This window comes from Brevundimonas goettingensis, from assembly GCF_017487405.1.
Lineage (GTDB): Bacteria > Pseudomonadota > Alphaproteobacteria > Caulobacterales > Caulobacteraceae > Brevundimonas > Brevundimonas goettingensis.
In genome coordinates, this window is sequence record NZ_CP062222.1 from 540241 (window position 1) to 559191 (window position 18951).

21 protein-coding genes are annotated in these 18951 nt (G+C 67.6%); 19 read left to right on the top strand and 2 right to left on the bottom strand.

Annotated features, from left to right (window positions below; translation table 11 throughout):
- Nucleotides 1–52: 52 nt before the first annotated feature.
- The 4 genes from IFJ75_RS02795 to IFJ75_RS02810 are packed head-to-tail and all read left to right on the top strand — an operon-like array spanning nt 53 to nt 2724.
- On the top strand, nt 53–1342 hold the full coding sequence (locus tag IFJ75_RS02795) for a NupC/NupG family nucleoside CNT transporter (RefSeq protein WP_207871062.1): 1290 nt from the start codon (nt 53–55) through the stop codon (nt 1340–1342).
- 34 nt (nt 1343–1376) lie between these two features.
- Nucleotides 1377–1997, top strand: a complete 621-nt coding sequence (locus IFJ75_RS02800; protein ID WP_207871064.1) for a glutathione S-transferase family protein — start codon at nt 1377–1379, stop codon at nt 1995–1997.
- A gap of 50 nt (nt 1998–2047) precedes the next feature.
- Nucleotides 2048–2350: a type II toxin-antitoxin system Phd/YefM family antitoxin gene (locus IFJ75_RS02805; RefSeq protein WP_207871066.1), complete on the top strand. Its 303-nt coding sequence runs from the start codon at nt 2048–2050 to the stop codon at nt 2348–2350.
- Nucleotides 2350–2724 (top strand): type II toxin-antitoxin system VapC family toxin, encoded by a 375-nt coding sequence (locus tag IFJ75_RS02810; protein ID WP_207871068.1) that lies wholly within the window; start codon nt 2350–2352, stop codon nt 2722–2724. The genes IFJ75_RS02805 and IFJ75_RS02810 overlap by 1 nt, the downstream gene beginning before the upstream one ends.
- Nucleotides 2725–2736: 12 nt before the next feature.
- Here IFJ75_RS02810 and IFJ75_RS02815 read toward each other — a convergent pair whose 3' ends face one another.
- Entirely contained in the window at nt 2737–3171 is a 435-nt protein-coding gene (locus IFJ75_RS02815) for a PaaI family thioesterase (RefSeq protein WP_207871070.1), read from the bottom strand.
- A gap of 48 nt (nt 3172–3219) precedes the next feature.
- Here IFJ75_RS02815 and IFJ75_RS02820 point away from each other — a divergent pair, with 48 nt between their 5' ends.
- The 12 genes from IFJ75_RS02820 (at nt 3220) to IFJ75_RS02875 (ending at nt 15111) form a co-directional block, all read left to right on the top strand.
- Entirely contained in the window at nt 3220–3543 is a 324-nt protein-coding gene (locus tag IFJ75_RS02820; protein WP_207871072.1) for a DUF3253 domain-containing protein, read from the top strand.
- Nucleotides 3527–4138: a uracil-DNA glycosylase family protein gene (locus IFJ75_RS02825; RefSeq protein WP_207871074.1), complete on the top strand. Its 612-nt coding sequence runs from the start codon at nt 3527–3529 to the stop codon at nt 4136–4138. The genes IFJ75_RS02820 and IFJ75_RS02825 overlap by 17 nt, the downstream gene beginning before the upstream one ends.
- A complete protein-coding gene (locus IFJ75_RS02830) occupies nt 4135–5172 on the top strand; it encodes an alpha/beta fold hydrolase (protein WP_207871078.1) in 1038 nt (345 codons plus the stop codon). Before IFJ75_RS02825 ends, IFJ75_RS02830 begins: the two co-directional genes overlap by 4 nt.
- Nucleotides 5173–5278: 106 nt before the next feature.
- Entirely contained in the window at nt 5279–6910 is a 1632-nt protein-coding gene (gene fliF / locus IFJ75_RS02835) for a flagellar basal-body MS-ring/collar protein FliF (RefSeq protein WP_207871080.1), read from the top strand.
- Nucleotides 6911–6921: 11 nt separating this feature from the next.
- Complete coding sequence (gene fliG / locus IFJ75_RS02840; protein WP_225896954.1) at nt 6922–7953, top strand: flagellar motor switch protein FliG; 1032 nt, start codon at nt 6922–6924, stop codon at nt 7951–7953.
- Between the two features lies 1 nt (nt 7954).
- The gene (locus IFJ75_RS02845) at nt 7955–8611 is read left to right on the top strand and encodes a FliH/SctL family protein (protein ID WP_207871084.1); all 657 of its coding nucleotides are present in this window, start codon (nt 7955–7957) and stop codon (nt 8609–8611) included.
- A complete protein-coding gene (gene fliN / locus IFJ75_RS02850) occupies nt 8611–8940 on the top strand; it encodes a flagellar motor switch protein FliN (RefSeq protein WP_207871086.1) in 330 nt (109 codons plus the stop codon). The genes IFJ75_RS02845 and fliN overlap by 1 nt, the downstream gene beginning before the upstream one ends.
- A 38-nt stretch (nt 8941–8978) precedes the next feature.
- Nucleotides 8979–10370, top strand: a complete 1392-nt coding sequence (gene flbD, locus IFJ75_RS02855) for a sigma-54-dependent transcriptional regulator FlbD (RefSeq protein WP_207871088.1) — start codon at nt 8979–8981, stop codon at nt 10368–10370.
- A gap of 4 nt (nt 10371–10374) precedes the next feature.
- Complete coding sequence (gene bla, locus IFJ75_RS02860; protein WP_207871090.1) at nt 10375–11298, top strand: class A beta-lactamase; 924 nt, start codon at nt 10375–10377, stop codon at nt 11296–11298.
- A gap of 14 nt (nt 11299–11312) precedes the next feature.
- Complete coding sequence (gene flhA / locus IFJ75_RS02865; protein ID WP_207932439.1) at nt 11313–13415, top strand: flagellar biosynthesis protein FlhA; 2103 nt, start codon at nt 11313–11315, stop codon at nt 13413–13415.
- Between the two features lie 92 nt (nt 13416–13507).
- On the top strand, nt 13508–14074 hold the full coding sequence (locus tag IFJ75_RS02870) for an SRPBCC family protein (protein ID WP_207871092.1): 567 nt from the start codon (nt 13508–13510) through the stop codon (nt 14072–14074).
- Nucleotides 14075–14124: 50 nt separating this feature from the next.
- Nucleotides 14125–15111, top strand: a complete 987-nt coding sequence (locus IFJ75_RS02875) for a hypothetical protein (protein WP_207871094.1) — start codon at nt 14125–14127, stop codon at nt 15109–15111.
- Here IFJ75_RS02875 and IFJ75_RS02880 read toward each other — a convergent pair.
- Complete coding sequence (locus IFJ75_RS02880) at nt 15104–15775, bottom strand: hypothetical protein (protein WP_225896955.1); 672 nt, start codon at nt 15773–15775, stop codon at nt 15104–15106. The genes IFJ75_RS02875 and IFJ75_RS02880 overlap by 8 nt on opposite strands.
- 158 nt (nt 15776–15933) lie before the next feature.
- On the opposite strand from IFJ75_RS02880, the gene IFJ75_RS02885 reads away from it, so the two are divergent.
- From IFJ75_RS02885 to IFJ75_RS02895, 3 genes are read left to right on the top strand one after another with little or no spacing between them, the layout of a single operon-like run.
- Nucleotides 15934–17478 (top strand): sensor histidine kinase, encoded by a 1545-nt coding sequence (locus tag IFJ75_RS02885; protein WP_225896956.1) that lies wholly within the window; start codon nt 15934–15936, stop codon nt 17476–17478.
- Nucleotides 17475–17900: a response regulator gene (locus tag IFJ75_RS02890; protein ID WP_225896957.1), complete on the top strand. Its 426-nt coding sequence runs from the start codon at nt 17475–17477 to the stop codon at nt 17898–17900. The genes IFJ75_RS02885 and IFJ75_RS02890 overlap by 4 nt, the downstream gene beginning before the upstream one ends.
- On the top strand, nt 17897–18949 hold the full coding sequence (locus IFJ75_RS02895; RefSeq protein WP_207871098.1) for a sensor histidine kinase: 1053 nt from the start codon (nt 17897–17899) through the stop codon (nt 18947–18949). The genes IFJ75_RS02890 and IFJ75_RS02895 overlap by 4 nt, the downstream gene beginning before the upstream one ends.
- Nucleotides 18950–18951: the final 2 nt, after the last annotated feature.

Genomic DNA, 18951 nt, shown 5'->3' on the forward strand with positions numbered 1-18951 from the left:
GTTCAAGCGGGAAATGGCTCTCCGAGGGGGAGAGGTCAGGGATTGTCGTTTCATGTTCAGCCTGCTGAACCTTCAGAGCCTGTTCGGGCTCGTGGTCATCGTCTTCGCCTGCTGGGCCATTTCGGAGGACCGCAAGGCCTTCCCCTGGCGGCTGACCCTCGGCGCCATCGGGGTTCAGGCGCTTCTGGTGCTGGCCCTGTTCGCCATCCCGGGCTCGCAGGTCGTGCTGGCGGCCATCACCGGCGCCGTCGACGGCCTGTCGGTCGCTACGGCCCAAGGCGCCAAATTCGTGTTCGGCTTCCTCGTCGACGGCAAGCAGGACGCGCCCTACTACCTGACCAACGCCGACCCCAAGGTCACGGCGCCCTTCACCTTCGCCTTCAACGTCCTGCCGATGATCCTGGTGATCTCGGCCCTGTCGGCCCTGCTGTGGCACTGGAAGATCCTGAAGTGGATCACCCACGGCTTCGGCTTCCTTTTCCAGAAGACCATGGGTCTGGGCGGCGCCTCGGCTCTGGCGGTCGCGGCCAACATCTTCCTGGGAATGATCGAGAGCCCGATCGTCATCCGCGCCTATCTGGACAAGCTGACCCGGTCGGAAATCTTCCTGATGATGGTCGTGGGTCTGGCCACCGTCGCCGGATCGACCATGGTCGCCTATGCCGCCATCCTGTCGCCGGTCCTGACCAACGCCGCGGGCCACGTCCTGGTCGCCTCCATCGTCTCGGCGCCGGCCGGGGTGCTGCTGGCCCGGATCATCATCCCTGAGAAGCCTGGGCAGGGCGGGGCGGTCGCCGACTACAACACCGCGCTGAAATATGACTCGGCCATCGACGCCATCTCCAAGGGCACGGCCGACGGCCTGATGGTGGTGATGAACATCTCGGCGGTGCTGATCGTCTTCGTGGCCCTGGTCGCCCTGGTGAACATCATGATCGGCGGCATCGTGATCATGGACGCCCCGCTGACGCTGGAGCGGATGCTGGGCTGGATCTTCATGCCGGTGGCCTGGCTGACGGGTGTCGAGTGGTCCGAGACGGGCCGCGCGGGCTGGCTGTTGGGCGTCAAACTGACCCTGACCGAGTTCGTGGCCTTCATCGACCTGGGCAAGGTGCCCGCCGCCGAGATGAGCGAGCGCACCCGGATGATCATGACCTACGCCCTGTGCGGCTTCGCCAACATCGGCTCGGTCGGCATCACCGTTTCGGGCCTGTCGGTCCTGATGCCCGAGCGCCGGGAAGAGGTTCTGGGCCTGATCTGGAAGGCCCTGTTCGCCGGCTTCCTGTCGACCCTGATGACGGCGGCCATTGTCGGAGCCATGCCGGCGATTATCTTCGGCTGACACAACACCGGGTCATCCGGGACAGGAAACGCCGATGAAGCTCTACACCTCCCACCGCGCGCCTAATCCGCGTCGGGTCCGCTGGGTCATGGCCGAGAAGGGCATCACCGACGTCGAACTGGTCGAGGTCGACATCATGGCCGGCGACCACAAGACGGCGGAATACCGCGAGCGGGTCGGCGTGCCCCACGTCCCGGCCCTGGAGCTCGACGACGGGACCACCATTTCGGAATCGGTGGCCATCTGCCGCTATCTTGAGGCCCTCTATCCCGAGCCCAACCTGTTCGGGGTCGACGCCCGCGAACAGGCCATCGTCGAGATGTGGACGCGCCGCAACGAGTTCTACCTCGCCAATCCGATCATGCTGAACGTGCGCCACACCCATCCGCTGATGGCGGCGCTGGAAGGGGCCCAGGTCGCCGAGGTGGCCGCCTACAACCGCCTGTGGGCCGAGCGGTTCATGCAGACCCTGGACGACCGTCTGGCCGAGCATGAGTTCATCGCCCTCGATCGCTTCACCATCGCCGACATCGTCGCCGTGATCGGGCTGGATTTCGCCCGTCTGGTCAAATACCGGCCGCCGGCGGAGCTGACCCATCTGGCGCGCTGGCTGGAGACCTGCCGGGCCCGTCCGGCGGCGGCGGCGGGGATCTAAGGCTGCATCCGGTGGTTGAAGTTTCGCCTTAGCTAGGTTAGCTTAGGCGAATGGCCGTCACCGCGAATATCCACGAAGCCAAGACCACCCTGTCGAAGCTGATCGAACGCGCCCTCGCGGGTGAAGAGGTCATCATCGCCAAGGCAGGCAAGCCGACCGTGCGGCTCGTGCCGGTCGAGAAGCCGGTGGCGGTGGATCGCGGGGCGATCTTCGGCAAGTACGAAGGCCAAATGATCTTGTCTGACGACTGGGAGGACTCTCCGTTCGACGCCGAGATGGAGCGGAAATGGTTCGGCGATGAGGAGACCGCCCCGGCGCATGCCGCTGAAGACGGCAAGCCCTTCAAGCGCTGATGCGGCTTCTGCTCGACGCGAACATCGTCATCTGGCTTCTGTCTGCGCCGGCACGCGTTCGGGAGACGGTGCGTGACCAAATCCGGTCGGAAGACAATGCGGTGTTTGTGAGCACCGCGTCACTTTTGGAAATCACCGCCAAGGCTGCGACGGGACGGCTCAACTTCACAGCAGGGATGCTGGCTGATCTGCAGACGATCTCGACCTGGCTGCCTGTGGAGGCTGAGCATGCTTTGCTGGTTCAGAACCTGCCGCCGATCCACAAGGATCCGTTCGACCGGATCATCGTCGCCCAAGCGATGGTGGAGGAGATGACCCTGGTCACCGGCGACCGAATCCTGCTGGAGTACGGCGTCTCCGTCCTGCTGGCCTGACCGGCCGCGCAGTCAGACCCGCGGCGTGAATTTCTTGATCACGCCCGAGAAGGTCATCAGGGTCCGGTCGCCGGTGGTGATCTGGCCGCGCACGAAGATCAGCGAACCGCCGGCGCGGACCACTTCCCCTGTCGCCTCGACCAGTTCGCCGACACGGGCGCCGTCGATGAAGGTGGAATCGAGCTGTACGGTGACGCCGCTTTTGCCTTCCATCTCCTGATAGGCGGTCTGGAACAGGGCGATGTCGGCGAAGGTCATCAGGCAGCCGCCGTGCATCCGATGCCCGGCGTTCATGTGCTTGCCCTCGGCCCGGAAGGCGCAGCGCATCCGGCCGTCGGGGTCGGGCTTGAAGTAGAAGGGACCCACAGTCTGGTCGAAGGTCCCGTGCAGGTCATAGGTCTGCCAGCCGGCGAACTCGCCTTCCTCTACGGTAATTTTCGCGACCATTTTGAACTCCGCCTTCTTTCCGGACCTGCAATGCAGCATACAGGCGCGATGAGCGACCCCATCGAAACCGCAATCTTCGAAAAACTTTCCCGGATCGACCCCAAGGGCGACAACGGCAAGAGCATCGAGCCCTCCGACGTGGCCAAGGATCTGCAGCCCGAGCAGTGGCAGCGGATGCTGCCCAAGGTGCGCGCCGTGGCCCTGGGCCTGATGCGTCAGGGCAAGCTGACCATCACCAAGAAGGGCAAGGCGATCGATCCGAACGCCATGAAGGGCGTCGTCCGTCTGCGCCTGCCGACGGCCGAGGAAGCCGCCGCTGCGAAGGCTGCGCTGCCGCCCGTCACCGACGAGGACGATGGCGACTTCGCCTGATCCTTCGGGATCCGATCTGGACGACGTCCTTTCCGACATCCGCGCCTGCCGCGCCTGTCTGGGCGAACTGCCGCACACCCCACGACCTGTCGTCCGCGTCTTTCCCGAGAGCCGGCTGCTGATCTGCGGCCAGGCGCCGGGGCGGCGGGTGCACGAGAGTGGTCTGCCCTTCACCGATCCGTCCGGCGACCGGCTGCGCCAGTGGCTGGGCGTCGACTATGCGACCTTCTACGCCGATCACCGCATCGGGGTGGCGGCCCAGGCCTTCTGCTATCCGGGCACGGCGCCCAAGGGTGGAGACTATCCGCCGCCGCGTCGCTGCGCCGAGCTGTGGCGGCCCCGGCTTCTCGACGCCCTGCCGCGGATGGAGCTGACCCTGCTGGTCGGCGGCCATGCCCAGAAGTGGGCTTTGGGCGATGGCTTCGGCCGCGACATGACCGCGACGGTCCGGAACTGGCGGGCCTTCGCGCCCGACATTCTGCCTCTGCCGCACCCCTCGTGGCGAAACACGGCCTGGCTCAGAAAAAATCCGTGGTTCGAGGCGGAGATCGTGCCTTACTTGCGCCGACGCGTGTCGGATATTCTGAGATCATGACCTTTCGCATATCCGGGCTGATCGCGGCCGCCCTTTCCGCGCTCGCCCTGGCCTCCTGCGCCACGCCTCTGGTCCAGTCGCCGCTGACGCCGCCGGCGGGCTTTTCGGGGCCGCGCATCGAGGACGCGCCCGCGCCCGGGATGACCGGCGCCTTTATCGTTCAGGACGGAGCGCGGTTGCCCTTCCTGCACTGGGCCCCCGCCGACGGGAAGCCGTGGGCGACCATCGTGGCCCTGCACGGGATGAACGACCACGACGCCTCCTTCCGCCTCGCCGGGCCTTGGTGGGCGGCGCACGGGATCGAGGTCTGGAGCTTCGACCAGCGCGGCTTCGGCCAGGCGCCGCAGAAGGGCGTCTGGGGCGGCGAGGCCCTGATGACCGAGGATCTGCGCACCATCACCGCCCTGGTTCGCGCGCGGCGTCCCGAGGCGACCCTGGCCGTCGTCGGCGAGAGCATGGGCGGGTCGGTGACCGCCGCCGCCTTCGGCTCCGACCGTCCGCCGGACGCCGACCGCGTGGTCCTGCTGGCCCCCGGCGTCTGGGGCTGGTCCAGCCAGAACATCTTCAACCGCACCAGTCTGTGGATCACCTCGCGCGTCGTCGGCGACCTGTCGGTCGAGCCGCCGGACTTCATCGCCCGCCATATCCTGGCCTCGGACAATGTGCTGGAGCTGATCCGCAACGGCCGCGATCCTGACAGCCTGCTGTCGACCCGGTTCGACGCCATCTCGGGTCTGGTCGATCTGATGGAGAGCGCCTCGAACCGCATCGGCCTGATCAAGGCGCCGGTGATCCTGATGTACGGCACCCACGATCAGGTGGTGGAGCCGGGGCCGATGCGGCGGGCGCTGGAGCGGGCCGGGACGCCGCCCAATCTGCGCACCGCCTTCTATGACGACGGCTGGCATCTGCTGAACCGCAACCTCGGCGCCGAGCGGGTGTACCGCGATGTCGAGGCCTATCTGCGCGACGCCTCAGCGCCCCTGCCGTCGGGGGCGCCTCCGGTGCTGCCGGCGTTGAAAAAAGGCCACTAACCAAAGGAAGGTAACCTCTATTAACGCGCCATTTACCACGCAGGCGGCAGTTTCTGCCTAGCGGGCGTGGTTGGGCTTCCCGCCGATTTTCAGTAGGCGGGAACGCGTGGGCGGCTTCACGGCGGCGTTGCAGAGATTTGGGATCGGCCGACTGGCCGCGGTGCTGGGCGTCGCCGCCGGCGTCGCCGCCGTTCTGGTCGCCGTCATGCTGCGCATGGGTCAGGCGCCGGACGCGCTGCTCTATTCCAACCTGGACCTGAAGGAGGCGGGCGACATCACCGCCTCGCTGGAACAGGCCGGCATCAAGTACAAGACCCAGGGCGACGGCTCGACCATCATGGTCAACCGCGACGACGTCGGCACCGCCCGGATGATGGTGGCCTCCAAGGGACTCGTGACCACCGGTTCGGTCGGCTATGAGATCTTCGACAACCAGTCGGTGCTCGGCCAGACCGAGTTCCAGCAGAACCTCAACGAAAAGCGCGCCCTGGAAGGCGAGCTGGGCCGGACCATCCTGTCCTATCGGGGCATTTCCTCGGCCAAGGTGCTGATCGCCCTGCCGCGTCGCGAGATGTTCGCCTCCGCCGCCGGGGAGCCCACCGCCGCGGTCGTGGTCGGGGTCGGCGGCCGTCCGCTGACCGGCGACCAGATCCAGGCCATCCGCAACGTCGTCGCCTCCTCGGTGCCGGGCATGAAGCCTGAAAAGGTCACCGTCACCGACACCGCCAACCGGACGCTCGCCGCCGGTTCGGGCGAGGAGGGCTTCTCCGCCGCCTCGGCCCAGGACTCCAAGAACGCCACCGAGGCCCAGCTGCAGGCCCGGATCATGGACATCGTCGAGGGCGTCGTCGGTCCGGGCGCCGCCAAGGTCCAGGTCACCGCCGACATCGACCACAGCCGCTCCACCACCCAGGAACAGAAGTTCGATCCCGACGGCCAGGTCGTCCGCTCGACCTCGACCAACGGCTCGGAAAAGACCGACACCACCGGCGACCCCTCGGGCGGTGCGACGGCGACCAACAACATCCCGGGCGGCGCGGCGCCGACCACGACCCCGGCCGGTTCGTCGGACAAGGCCAATACCGAGACCACCAACTACGAAATCTCCAACACCACCACGACCACGATCAAGGAAGCCGGCCAGGTCCAGAAGCTGGCCGTCGCGGTCGCCATCGACGGCGTCTGGACCCCGGCCAAGGACGGCAAGGGCGAGCCGACCTATGCGCCGCGCTCGGCCGAGGACATCGCCAAGATCGACGCCCTGGTGAAGGCCGCCATCGGCTTCGACCCCCAGCGTGGCGACCAGGTGAAAGTCGAGAACGCCAGGTTCAGCCACGACACCTCGGCCGCCGGCGGCACCGAGACCGGCTCCTCGCTGCTGGACTTCGACAAGAACGACATCATGCGCGGCGTCGAGCTGCTGGTCCTGCTGGTGACCGGCCTGCTGCTGATCTTCTTCGTGCTGCGTCCGCTGCTCAAGACCGCCAATACGACGGGCGTCCCGGCCCTGGCCGGCGCGGCCGGGGGCGGCGCGCCCGGCGTGACCCACCTGCAGACCGTGATGGTCGACGGCGTGCCGCAACTGGTCGCGCCCCAGTCCGACATGGACCAGCGGCTCGACATCGCCCGCATCGAGGGTCAGGTGAAGGCGTCCTCGGTCAAGAAGGTCGCCGAGTTTGTCGAGAACCATCCCGATGAGTCGACCGCGATCCTGCGCGGCTGGCTGCACGACACCTGATGGCTCCGCGCATGGCCACCACGAAGAAGCCTTCCGTCGACGACGCCAAAAAGCTGACCGGCCCCGAAAAGGCGGCCGTCATTCTGCTGTCGCTCGGCGAGGAGCACACCCAGCTCTGGAAGAACCTCGACGACGAGGAGATCAAGGAAATCTCCCAGGCCATGGCCGGTCTCGGCACCGTCAGCGCGACGGTGGTCGAGGAGCTGCTGCTGGAGTTCGTGTCGGGCATGACCGGCTCGGGCGCGGTCATGGGCTCGTTCGAACAGACCCAGCGCCTGCTGGCCGCTTTCATGCCCGCCGACCGCGTCGACGGACTGATGGAGGAAATCCGCGGTCCGGCCGGCCGGACCATGTGGGACAAGCTGGGCAATGTTAACGAGGCCGTCCTCGCCAACTATCTGAAGAACGAATACCCCCAGACCGTCGCCGTGGTCCTGTCCAAGGTAAAGCCCGACCACGCCGCCCGCGTCCTGACCTCCCTGCCCGAGGACTTCGCCCTGGAGTGCGTGCAGCGGATGCTGCGCATGGAGCCGGTCCAGCGCGAAATCCTGGACAAGATCGAACAGACCCTGCGCGTCGAGTTCATGTCCAACCTGGCCCGCACCTCCAAGCGCGACAGCCACGAGATGATGGCCGACATCTTCAACTCGTTCGACCGCCAGACCGAGGCCCGCTTCATCGGCGCCCTGGAAGAGCGCAACCGCGAGGCGGCCGAGCGTATCCGCGCCCTGATGTTCGTCTTCGAGGACCTGAACAAGCTGGATCCCGGCGGCGTCCAGACCCTGCTGCGCGCTGTGGAGAAAGACCAGCTGGGGCTGGCCCTGAAGGGCGCCTCCGAAGGCCTGCGCGAGATGTTCTTCACCAACATGTCCGAACGCGCGTCCAAGATTATGCGCGAGGACATGGAATCGATGGGCCCCGTGCGTCTGAAGGACGTCGATGCGGCCCAGATGGCCATGGTCCAGGCCGCCAAGGACCTCGCCGCCAAGGGCGAGATCATGCTGGCCGGGGCCGGCGGCGCCGACGACGAGCTGATTTACTGACATGATCACATCCGCCATCAACAGCCGCCCGTTCAGCTTCGACACCGAGTTCGACGACGCCGGTGGCGTGACCCCCGGTCAGGCCTTCAAGCCGACCAAGCGCGCCTATCTGCCGGCCGAGGTCGAGGCCCTGATCGCCCAGGCCCGGCTGGAAGGCCGCGAGACGGCTCTGGCCGAGGTCGAGAGCCTGCACGCCATGGCCCTGGTCACCCTGGGCCAGGCTGTCGCGGCCGCCGCCCCCTCGCTCGGCGCCGTGGCCCAGACCCACCGCGAACAGTCGGCCGAACTGGCCCTGGCCGCGGCCCGCGTCCTGGCCGCCGGCGCCCTGGAACGCTTCCCCGCCGGCCCGATCCAGGCCGCGCTCGAGGCCCTGGGCTCCGAGATCGACGCCACGCCGCGTCTGGTCATCCGCGCCCGCGGTCTGGACGAGAGTGTTCAGGCGAAGCTTCAGTCCATCTGCGTCGACGCCGGCTTCACCGGTCTGGTCGCCTTCCGCGACGAGCCCGGCATGGCGGCCGCCGCCTTCCAGCTGGAATGGGCCGACGGCCGCGCCGATTTCGACCCCGCCGAGGCCGCCGCGCGCATGAGCGAGGCCCTGCATGCCGCCCTGGCCGCCGAGGCCGGGCACGCTGAAAACATCAATGGGAGCAACTTCTGATGGCCGAGGATTTCGCCCTGGAGGAGTTCGGGACCTCCACCGCACTGGCGACGATGGACGAGGGCGGTGACAAGAGCGCCGTCGACCTGGCCCCCGTCTTCGACGTGCCGGTCAACATCTCGGCCGTGCTGGGCAAGGCCCATATGACCGTGGCGCAGCTGCTCAAGCTGAACCGCGGCAGCGTGCTGGAGCTGGACCGCAAGGTCGGCGAGGCCATCGATATTTTCGTCAACAACCGTCTGGTCGCCCGCGGGGAGGTCGTCGTCGTCGAGGACCGCCTGGGCGTGACCATGACGGAAATCATCAAGACCGAGGACTCGGCGGCCTAGGCCGCCGGTTCTGCGTAAGAGTTTAAAGGAGAAGACCGATGCGGCTTCTGGTGGTTGGCAGGCTGAGCGGACAGCTCGCGGCGGCGGTGAAGATGGCCATGGCGCACGGCGCCAAGGTCCAGCACGTCGAGCGCACCGATCAGGCGACGGAGCAGCTCCGGCGCGGGCAGGGGGCCGACCTGCTGATGGTCGACTACAACCTCGACATCTCCGGCCTGATCGCGGCCAATGACGCCGAGCGGATCTTCGTTCCGGTCGTGGCCTGCGGCGTCGATAACGACGCGGACAAGGCCGCCGCCGCCATCCGGGCCGGGGCCAAGGAGTTCATCCCCCTGCCGCCCGAGGCCGATCTGATCGCCGCGGTCCTGTCGGCCGTCGCCGACGACGAGCGCCCGATGATCTCGGCCGATCCGTCGATGCAGGCGGTGGTCAAGCTGGCCGACCAGGTCGCCCGCTCGGAAGCCTCGATCCTGATCACCGGGGAAAGCGGCGTCGGTAAGGAAGTCATGGCGCGCTATCTGCACGTCAACTCCAAGCGGTCGGACCGTCCCTTCATCAGCGTCAACTGCGCCGCCATCCCGGACAATCTGCTGGAGAGCGAGCTGTTCGGCCACGAGAAGGGGGCCTTCACCGGCGCCGTGGCCCGCCGCATCGGCAAGTTCGAGGAGGCCGACGGCGGCACCCTGCTGCTGGACGAAATCAGTGAGATGGACGCCCGCCTGCAGGCCAAGCTGTTGCGCGCCATCCAGGAGCGGGTCATCGACCGCGTCGGCGGCACCAAGCCCGTGCCGGTCAACATCCGCATCATCGCCACCTCCAACCGCGACCTGTCCAAGGCCGTGGCGGAAGGCGTCTTCCGCGAAGACCTCCTGTACCGCCTGAACGTGGTCAATCTGCGCCTGCCGTCCCTGCGCGAGCGCCCGGGCGACGTCGCTGTCCTGGCCGACCACTTCGTCAAGAAATACGCCGCCGCCAACGGCGTGCCGACCCGCCCGCTGTCGGCCGACGCCCGTCGGGCGCTCGCCGCCCACCGCTGGCCCGGCAACGTCCGCGAGCTGGAAAACGCCATGCACCGCGCGGTCCTGCTGGCCGTCGGTCCGGAGATCGACGCCGAGGCCATCCGTCTTCCCGACGGCCAGCCGCTTTCCGGCGTTGTGGCGCAGGCCGACTCGGGCCCTGCTGCGCGCGCCGCCCAGACCGCCGACGCCGTGTCGCGCGCCTATGTCGGCCAGACTGTTGCGCAGATGGAAAAGACCCTGATCCTGGACACCCTGACCCACTGCCTGGGCAACCGCACCCATGCGGCCAACATCCTGGGCATCTCGATCCGGACCCTGCGCAACAAGCTGAACGAATACGCCGACGAGGGGACCGCCATCATGGCCCCGCAGAACGGCGTCGCCGCCAACTACGGCGCGAGCGCGGCCTGAATTCATGGCGTTGTTGACGGATCGTAGAACCGTCCTCGCGGGCCTGACCCTGATCGGTCTGGGCGGCTGCGAGCGCACGCGCGAAGAGCCGTCGACCCAGGTTCCCCTGCCGCCGCGCGACGTGGCCTTCGATCTGTCCGATCTGGAGCGCGAGAACGGCGGCCGCATCGGCCTCAGCATCCTGGACGGCCATCGCGCCTCCTGGCGGGCCAATGAGCGGTTCAACTACTGCTCGACCTTCAAGCTGTTCCTGGCCGCCGCCATGCTGGAGCGCATCCAGCAGGGCAAGGAGAAGGCCGACCGCGCCGTCCCCGTGACGGCCGCCGACATGCTGGACCACGCCCCGGTCACCGAAACCGCCGTCGGCCAGACGATGACCCTGATCGACCTGATGAAGGCGACCGTCGAGGTCAGCGACAATCCCGCCGCCAACATCCTGATCCGCGAGCTGGGCGGTCTGGACGCCCTGCGCGCCTGGTATCGCCGCGCCGGCGACGACGCGACACGCGTCGACCGTCTGGAGCCCGAGCTCAACCGCAAGGACGGCGACAAGGACACCACCCTGCCGTTCCAGGCCGCGACCAATCTGAACTGGATCCTGGAGGCCTATCAGCCCCTGGTCTTCCAGTCGCGCTATCGCCCTCTGTGGGACTGGCTGATCGACAGCCCGACCGGCGAGAAGCGTCTCAAGGCGGGCGTGCCCGCCGGCTGGACCGTGGCCCACAAGACCGGGACCGGCGGCACGGGCCAGACCAACGACATCGGCGTGGTCTATCCGGCCATGGGCGATCCGATCCCGGTCGCCGTCTTCTACGACGCGCCCGAGAGCCTGGCGCCCGAGACGCGTGACGCCGTCATCGCCGAGGCCACGCGGCGCGGCCTGGCGGCCCTCGGTCACGGAACCCCGGTTGAAGGGGCTGCGGCGTGACCGACAGCACCCTGATGAAGGACGGCATGGCCCGTCCGACCGGCAAGGATGTCCAGGGCTGGCTGATGCGCGGCGAGGTCGGGATGGCGCTCGGCGTCATCGGCGTGATCATGCTGCTGATCCTGCCGGTCCCGAAATTCCTGCTGGACCTGCTGCTGGCCATCTCGCTGGTGTCGTCCGTGCTGATCCTGATGACGGCGCTGATGATGAAGCGCCCGCTCGACTTCGCCATCTTCCCGACGGTGCTGCTGGTCTCGACCCTGTTCCGCCTGGGCCTGAACCTGGCCTCGACGCGTCTGGTCCTGACCCACGGGCACGAGGGCCACGACGCCGCCGGTCAGGTGATCAACGCCTTCGGCCAGCTGATGATGGGCGGCAGCTTCATCATCGGGATCATCATATTCGCCATCATTCTGGTGGTGAACTTCGTGGTCATCACCAAGGGTTCGACCCGGATCGCCGAAGTGTCCGCCCGCTTCACCCTGGACTCCATGCCGGGCAAGCAGATGGCCATCGACGCCGACCTGTCGTCGGGCCTGATCAACGAGGACCAGGCCAAGCTGCGCCGCAAGGAGCTGGAGCAGGAATCGACCTTCTTCGGGGCCATGGACGGCGCCTCGAAATTCGTTCGCGGCGATGCGGTCGCCGGCCTGATCATCACCTTCATCAACGCCATCGGCGGCATGCTGATCGGCGTCATCCAGCACCAGCTGCCCTTCCAGGAAGCGGCTTCCACCTATGTCCAGCTGACCATCGGCGACGGTCTGGTGACCCAGGTCCCGGCCATCATCATCTCGATCGCCGCCGGCTTCCTGGTGTCCAAGGCGGGCGTCGAGGGCACGGCCGACAAGGCCCTGGTCCAGCAGCTGGCCACCAACCCGGTCAGCCTGGGCATGGTCTCGGGCGCCGCCGGCCTGATCGGCCTGATCCCGGGGATGCCGATCATCCCCTTCGCCGCCCTGGCGCTCGGCACCGGCTTCATGGCCTGGCGTCTGGGCCGGGCCCGGCTCAAGCCCCAGCCGACCGAGGCCGAAAAGGCCGCCGCGGCCGCGGTCGCCGGCGGCAAGCCCAAGGAAGACGCAGAGGAGCCCATCGGCACCGCCCTGACCATCGACGAGGTCAAGATCGAGCTGGGCTACTCGCTGCTGGCGCTGATCAACGATCTGGAAGGTCGTCGCCTGACCGACCAGATCCGCGCCCTGCGCCGGGCGCTGGCGCAGGAGTACGGCTTCGTCATCCCGTCGGTGCGTATCCTCGACAACATGCGCCTGCCGACCCAGGGCTATGCCATCCGCATCAAGGAGATGGAGGCCGGGTCGGGCGAGGTGCGTCTGGGCTCGCTGATGGCCATGGACCCGACCGGCCGTCAGGTCGAACTGCCCGGCGAGCACACCAAGGAGCCCGCCTTCGGCCTGCCCGCCACCTGGATCGACGAGACCCTGCGCGAAGAGGCCACCTTCCGGGGCTATACCATCGTCGATCCCTCGACGGTCCTGACCACCCACCTGACCGAGATCCTCAAGGAAAACATGGCCGATCTGCTGTCCTATGCAGAGGTCCAGAAGCTCATCAAGGAACTGGGCGAGGAGGAGAAGAAGCTGGTCGACGAACTGGTGCCCTCGGTCGTCACCGTCACCACGCTTCAGCGCGTTCTTCAGGCCCTGCTCAAGGAAAAGGTCTCGATCCGCGACCTGGGCGCCATCCTCGAAGGGCTCGCCGAGGCCGCGCCGCACTCCTCGTCGGTGACCACCCTGGTCGAGCATGTCCGCAGCCGCCTGGCGCGTCAGCTGTGCTGGCAGCACAAGGGCGACGACGGCGCCCTGCCGATCGTCACCCTGTCGCCGGAATGGGAGGCCGCCTTCGCCGAGGCCCTGGTCGGGCAGGGCGAGGACAAGCAGCTGGCCATGGCCCCGTCGCGCCTGCAGGACTTCATCCGCAACGTCCGCGACGTCTTCGAACGCGCCGCCATGGCGGGCGAGACCGCGGTCCTGCTGACCGGCCCGCAGATCCGCCCCTACGTCCGCTCCATCATCGAACGCTTCCGCGGCCAGACCGTGGTGATGAGCCAGAATGAGGTCCACCCCAAGGCCCGTCTGAAGACCATCGGCCAGGTCTAGGGTCGTCTCCGACCGCGTCGCGGCGTCGCGCCCCGCTGGACAGCCTCCCTCGCCCGTGTCGTCATCGCCGCCGGTCCTTCAGGAGCCGTGACATGATGCGTCAGTTCGCCCTCGCCGCCCTCTTGTGCCTCGCGGTCGCGGCGCCAGCCTCGGCCCAGATGGCCGATTTTCCCGCCGTGACCGACGCCTCCCGCACCGAGGCGAACGGCGAGCGGGTCATCAGCCTCAGCGCGGTCGTCCCGGTCCCTCCGGCCCAGGTCTGGGAAGTGCTGACCACGCCCGAGGGCTGGGTCGCCCATCTCGGCGTCGCCAGAGCCGCGATCGATCCACGGCTCGATGGGGTGATCGAGGCCAGCTATGATCCGGCCGTGGCGCCCGGCTCGCCGGGGACCATCAAGAACCAGATCGTCGCCTATGTCCCCGGCCGAATGCTGGCGATCCGCAACATCCAGGCGCCGGCCGGATTCGCCCATGCCGAGGCGTTCGGCCGTACTGTGACCGTCATCACCCTGACCCCGAGTGGAGGCGGGACCCGGATCGATCTCGAGGGCGTCGGCTTCGTTCCGGGCGCGGCCTTCGACGCCCTCTACGGCCAGTTCCACACCGGTGACGCCTGGACCCTGCAGCAGCTTCACGACGGCCTGACGCCCAAACCCTGATCTGGACAACTCCGCCCCTTCGCCTATCGTGGTTCGTCGAGGGGGCGGGCATGGGGATTTCCACTCGAGATCGGGCTTCGGCCGGCTGGCGTCGCGGCCCGCTGCTGATCGGCCTTGCCGTCCTGATGGCGACGTGGGCGCCCCGGACGGGGCAGGCCTTCGGAACCGTGGCGGTCTTCGGTCAGCATGAAGAGCATGCGAAGATCACGGCCCTTGCCCTGAAGGACTCCGGCTTGGGCCCCATGACCCTGTGGGTGTTCGGCGGGGGGCGAGGGAAGTTCGGAGCCGTGGGCGCGCCGGACCGCCCCGGGCGAGGCCTGATCCTGAACGGCGCGGCCCATTGCGACGGCGGCGACTGGCTGCCGAGGGACGAATACCGCCAAACGCGCACCCAGGCGGCCGACCGCCTGAGGAATTGCCGCGCCTTCGTCTTCGACAGGCTGGAGGACGCGGTCACGGCCGCCGGTCAGATGCTGGACGCCCGGGGGCGGCCGATCCCGGCCCAGATTGCGGCCTCCGAGGACTGCCGGTTCCGGGGCAAGGACGAAGGTCCGGCGCGCTGCCGGGCGCTGGAGAATATGGGCCTCGTCTTTCACACCACCCAGGACTTCTATTCCCACACCAACTGGACCGACGCCCCGGTCAGCGCGGCGACGCCGTTCGAGGCCGCGCGTCTGGGCCATGACGCGCCCGCGCCGTGGATGGCCTCGACGGAGGCGGCCTTTCCCGAGGGACTGGTGTCCGGCTGCTTCAAATTCGTGCCCGAGTTTCTGTTCTGCCGGGGCCGCGTGCGCCACGCTGATCTGAACAAGGACGAAGGCCTGATCGACATGCGCGATCCGGCCGCCAGCACCGACGGCAAGGGGAGGGGCGCCGATGGCGGTTTCGCTCGCGCCGTCACCGCCGCCGTCGCCGACTCGCGTTCCAAATGGACCCTGTTCGAGACCCGGCTGGCCGAGCGTTACGGCCCCGAACGCGGACGACGGATGGCCTGCCTGATCCGCAGCGACGACCCCGGCGCCTGCGCCCCTAGTTGACCCCGCTCCACCCGCCCGCCGAGGCGTTGCGGGCCGCTTCATTGACCGGGCGGGCGATCAGGCCGGACTGGGTGATCCAGACCTCGTAGCGGGCCCCGTCGGCCATCGGCATATAGGCAGCAGACCCATAGAGGGTGTCGACCGCGTCGACGTAGCGGCGGTAGCGGCGCGCGGCGTCCCAGGCGCTGATCTTCCACGGCACGGTCGCGCCCATGACCTTCACGGTCTCGTCGCCGCCGGACAGGGCGTGGACGCTGCGGGCGCCGGTCCGTTCCTGTTCGATATCCTGATAGCGGCCCGACAGGCGGTCCAGCCGGTACTGCGCATCCAGCCCCAGCACATTGGCCCATGGCTTCCATTTCAGCACCTGGGCGTCGACGCGCCAGTCGTCGCCGTTGACCGGATAGACGGCGACCCGTTCCGGCTCGTCCTTCGCTGCCGGCGGCTCGATGACCGTGACCTCGAAATACTGGGGCGCCAGCTTCCTCAGCTGGATGGTCGCCACCGGCCGCTCATAGGTCAGCCGGGCATAGGTCTGGACGTTCAGGGCCAGCAGCACGAGCGCCAGGGCGGCCCAGAGAACGATACCGCCGCCGATCATCTTCAGGATGCCGCTGAACGGTCGGCCCCGGAACAGCGACACCAGCCCGTTCAGTACGAACACGGCGCTCACAAAGGCCACCAAGGCCGGTATCACCCACCACCACGAAACCATGTCGACGGCGCTCCCAACGCTTTGGCCCGCCGGAACAATCGCTTCACAACCCCTCCGGTTGCGCGACGACGCTGGACAGCGGCCAAAGCCCGGCTAAAGCTTCACCCATGTCAGTGGAATCCGCCAGCCGCTTCCCCTCAATGGGGCTTTTCTCCCGGTGGCGTGAGTTCCTGCGAACCTCGTCCCTCGCCCGATCCGTTGTTCTTCTGCTGACCGGCGCCCTGATCCTCCTGCTGCTGGTCAACGTCTCGACCTTCGTGATGATCAGCCGTACGGCCGCCTACAACGCCCAGGTCGACGCCGCCTGGCAGATGCGCCGGACCGCCCGCAGCATCACCCTGACGGTCCAGGGCGCCGAGACCGCTCAACGCGGCTTCCTGCTGACGGGCCAGCCCGGTTTCCTGGCGACCTTCGAGAAGCAGAAGGCCGCCCTGCCGCCCATTTTCGCCGATTTCGAGCGGCGCGCGGCCGGCGACGAGGTCATTCTGGCCTCTTCCGAAGCCCTGAGCCGGATCACGCGGGACAAATTCCTCGAGATGTCCGGGACCCTCGATCTGGCGCGCCAGGGGCGCATCGGGCAGGCCGTCAGCCGGGTGCGGACGGGGCAGGGGCAGGCCCTGACCGAAGAGCTCGCCGCCGAACTGAACCGGCTCGACGTCCATCTCGGCCAGGTGCTGGACGACCGCCGCGCCCAGTCGGCGCGATCGGGCCTGTTTACCGTCATCGTCAACGCCATCGCCGGCGCCCTGATCCTCGTCCTCGCCGGCATCATCTTCATGCTGGTTCGGCGCTATCTGGCCGAGATCAATGCCGCTCGCGCCGAGCTGGATCGCGTCAACGCGGGGCTGGAGGACACCGTCAAGGCGCGCACGGGCGCCCTGATCCGCGCCAATGAAGAGGTCCAGCGCTTCGCCTATATCGTCAGCCACGACCTGCGCTCGCCGCTGGTCAACGTCATGGGCTACACCTCCGAACTGGAGCAGGCAGGCAAGACCATCGAACGCGCCATCGCCAGGGCCGAGGTCGAGCGCGAGGTCGATCCCGAAGTCGTCGCCGCCGTCCGCGAGGACATGCCCGAGGCCGTCGGCTTCATCCGCGCCTCCACCGAGAAGATGGACCGGCTGATCAACGCCATCCTTAAGCTGTCTCGCGAAGGGCGCCGCACCCTGACGCCCGAACGGCTGGACATGACCGCCATGGCCGGACGCATTGCCGACAGCATCCGTCACCAGACCGAAGAAAAGGGCGCCGAGGTGGTCGTCGAGACCCTGCCCTCGTTCGAGAACGACCGGCTGTCGATCGAACAGGTGTTCGGCAATCTGATCGACAACGCGGTCAAATATCTGGATCCGGCCCGACCCGGCCATATCGTCGTTTCAGGTCGGGAAGCGCCCGGCGGCTGGGTCGAATATGCGGTGACGGACAATGGCCGAGGCATCGCTCCGCGAGACCACGAAAGGGTTTTCGAGCTTTTCCGCCGCGCCGGCCGTCAGGACACCCAGGGCGAGGGGCTGGGCCTGGCCTTCGTGCGCAACAGCGTTCGCCGGCTGGGCGGCGAGATCACCCTGGAATCCGAACTGGGCGAGGGCTCGACATTCCGCCTGAAATTCCCCAAACGCCTCATCCTTGACGAGGCCGGAGACACCCTGTGAGCACCCCTGTAAAGATCGTCATGGTCGAAGACGATCATGGCCACGCCAAGCTGATCGAGAAAAACATCCGCCGGGCCAACATCTCCAACGAGATCGTGCATTTCGATTCCGGCCAGCCGGCGCTGGATTATCTGTTCTCGGACGAAATCCGCTCGAACGGCCCGATGCTGATCCTGCTGGACCTCAACCTGCCCGACATGCAGGGCACGGACATCCTGGCCGAGGTCAAGAAGGATGAGCGGCTGCGCCGCGCGCCCGTCGTCGTCCTGACCACCACCGACGACAAGGCCGAGATCCAGCGCTGCTACGACCTGGGCTGCAACGTCTACATCACCAAGCCCGTCGACTATGAAAGCTTCGCCGGCGCCATCCGCCAGCTGGGCCTGTTCCTGTCGGTGATGCAGGCGCCCGACATCGAATGACATCTGAAAAGCCGCCAGAGTCCAGGCTCACCCGGCTCCTCTACATCGACGATGACGCCGGCCTGGCCCGGCTGGTCCAGAAGGAACTGGGCCGGCATGGCTATGAGGTGACCTGCGCCGTCGACGGGGATGCGGGGCTGGAGGCTCTGGCGGCGGCGACCTACGACGTCTGCGCCCTGGATCACTACATGCCCGGCCGCGACGGCCTCGACGTCCTGCCCGACATCCTGGCCATGCCGAGCCCGCCTCCGGTCGTCTATGTCACAGGCGCCCAGGAAGGCCGCATCGCCGTCGCCGCCCTGCGCGCCGGCGCCGCCGACTATGTGATCAAGGACGTGTCGGAGGACTTCACCTCCCTGCTGCGCTCGGCCCTGGAAGACGCCCTGCTGCGTCGCCGCCTGCAGCGCGAGAACGACGAGGCCGTCGAACAGGTGCGTCTGGCCCGCGACCGCGCCGAGGCCATGTTGCGCGAGGTCAATCACCGGGTCGGCAACTCCCTGCAGCTGGTCTCGACCTTCATGTCGCTGCAGCTGCGCCATCTCGCCGACGACGGCGCTCGCAACGCCCTGCGCGAGGCCCAGGCCCGGATCGAGGCCGTGGCCCACGTCCACCGCCGTCTCTATACATCGGGCGACATGTCCTCGGTCGCCATGGATGAGTACCTCGCCGGGCTGATCGACGAACTGGGCAAGTCCCTGGGCCCCGACGAAGGCTCCCCGACCCTGGTTCTTGAGGCCGTTCCCATGCGCGTTTCGACCGACCAGGCCGTGTCCCTGGGCGTGGTCGTCACCGAACTGGTCACCAACGCCGTCAAATACGCCTATGCGCCGGGGCAGGGGGGCGAGATCCGCATCATCCTGCGGCCCGACGCCGACGGCCGCGCGCTTCTGACCGTTGAGGACGACGGGCCCGGCATGGGAGACGGTTCGCCCAAGGGTACGGGCCTCGGAGGCAAGATCATCTCGGCCATGGCCTCGGGCCTGCGTTCGGTCGTCGAGTTCGACCATGCGCACAAGGGCGTCCGCGCCCGCCTGGCCTTCGACCTCTGACC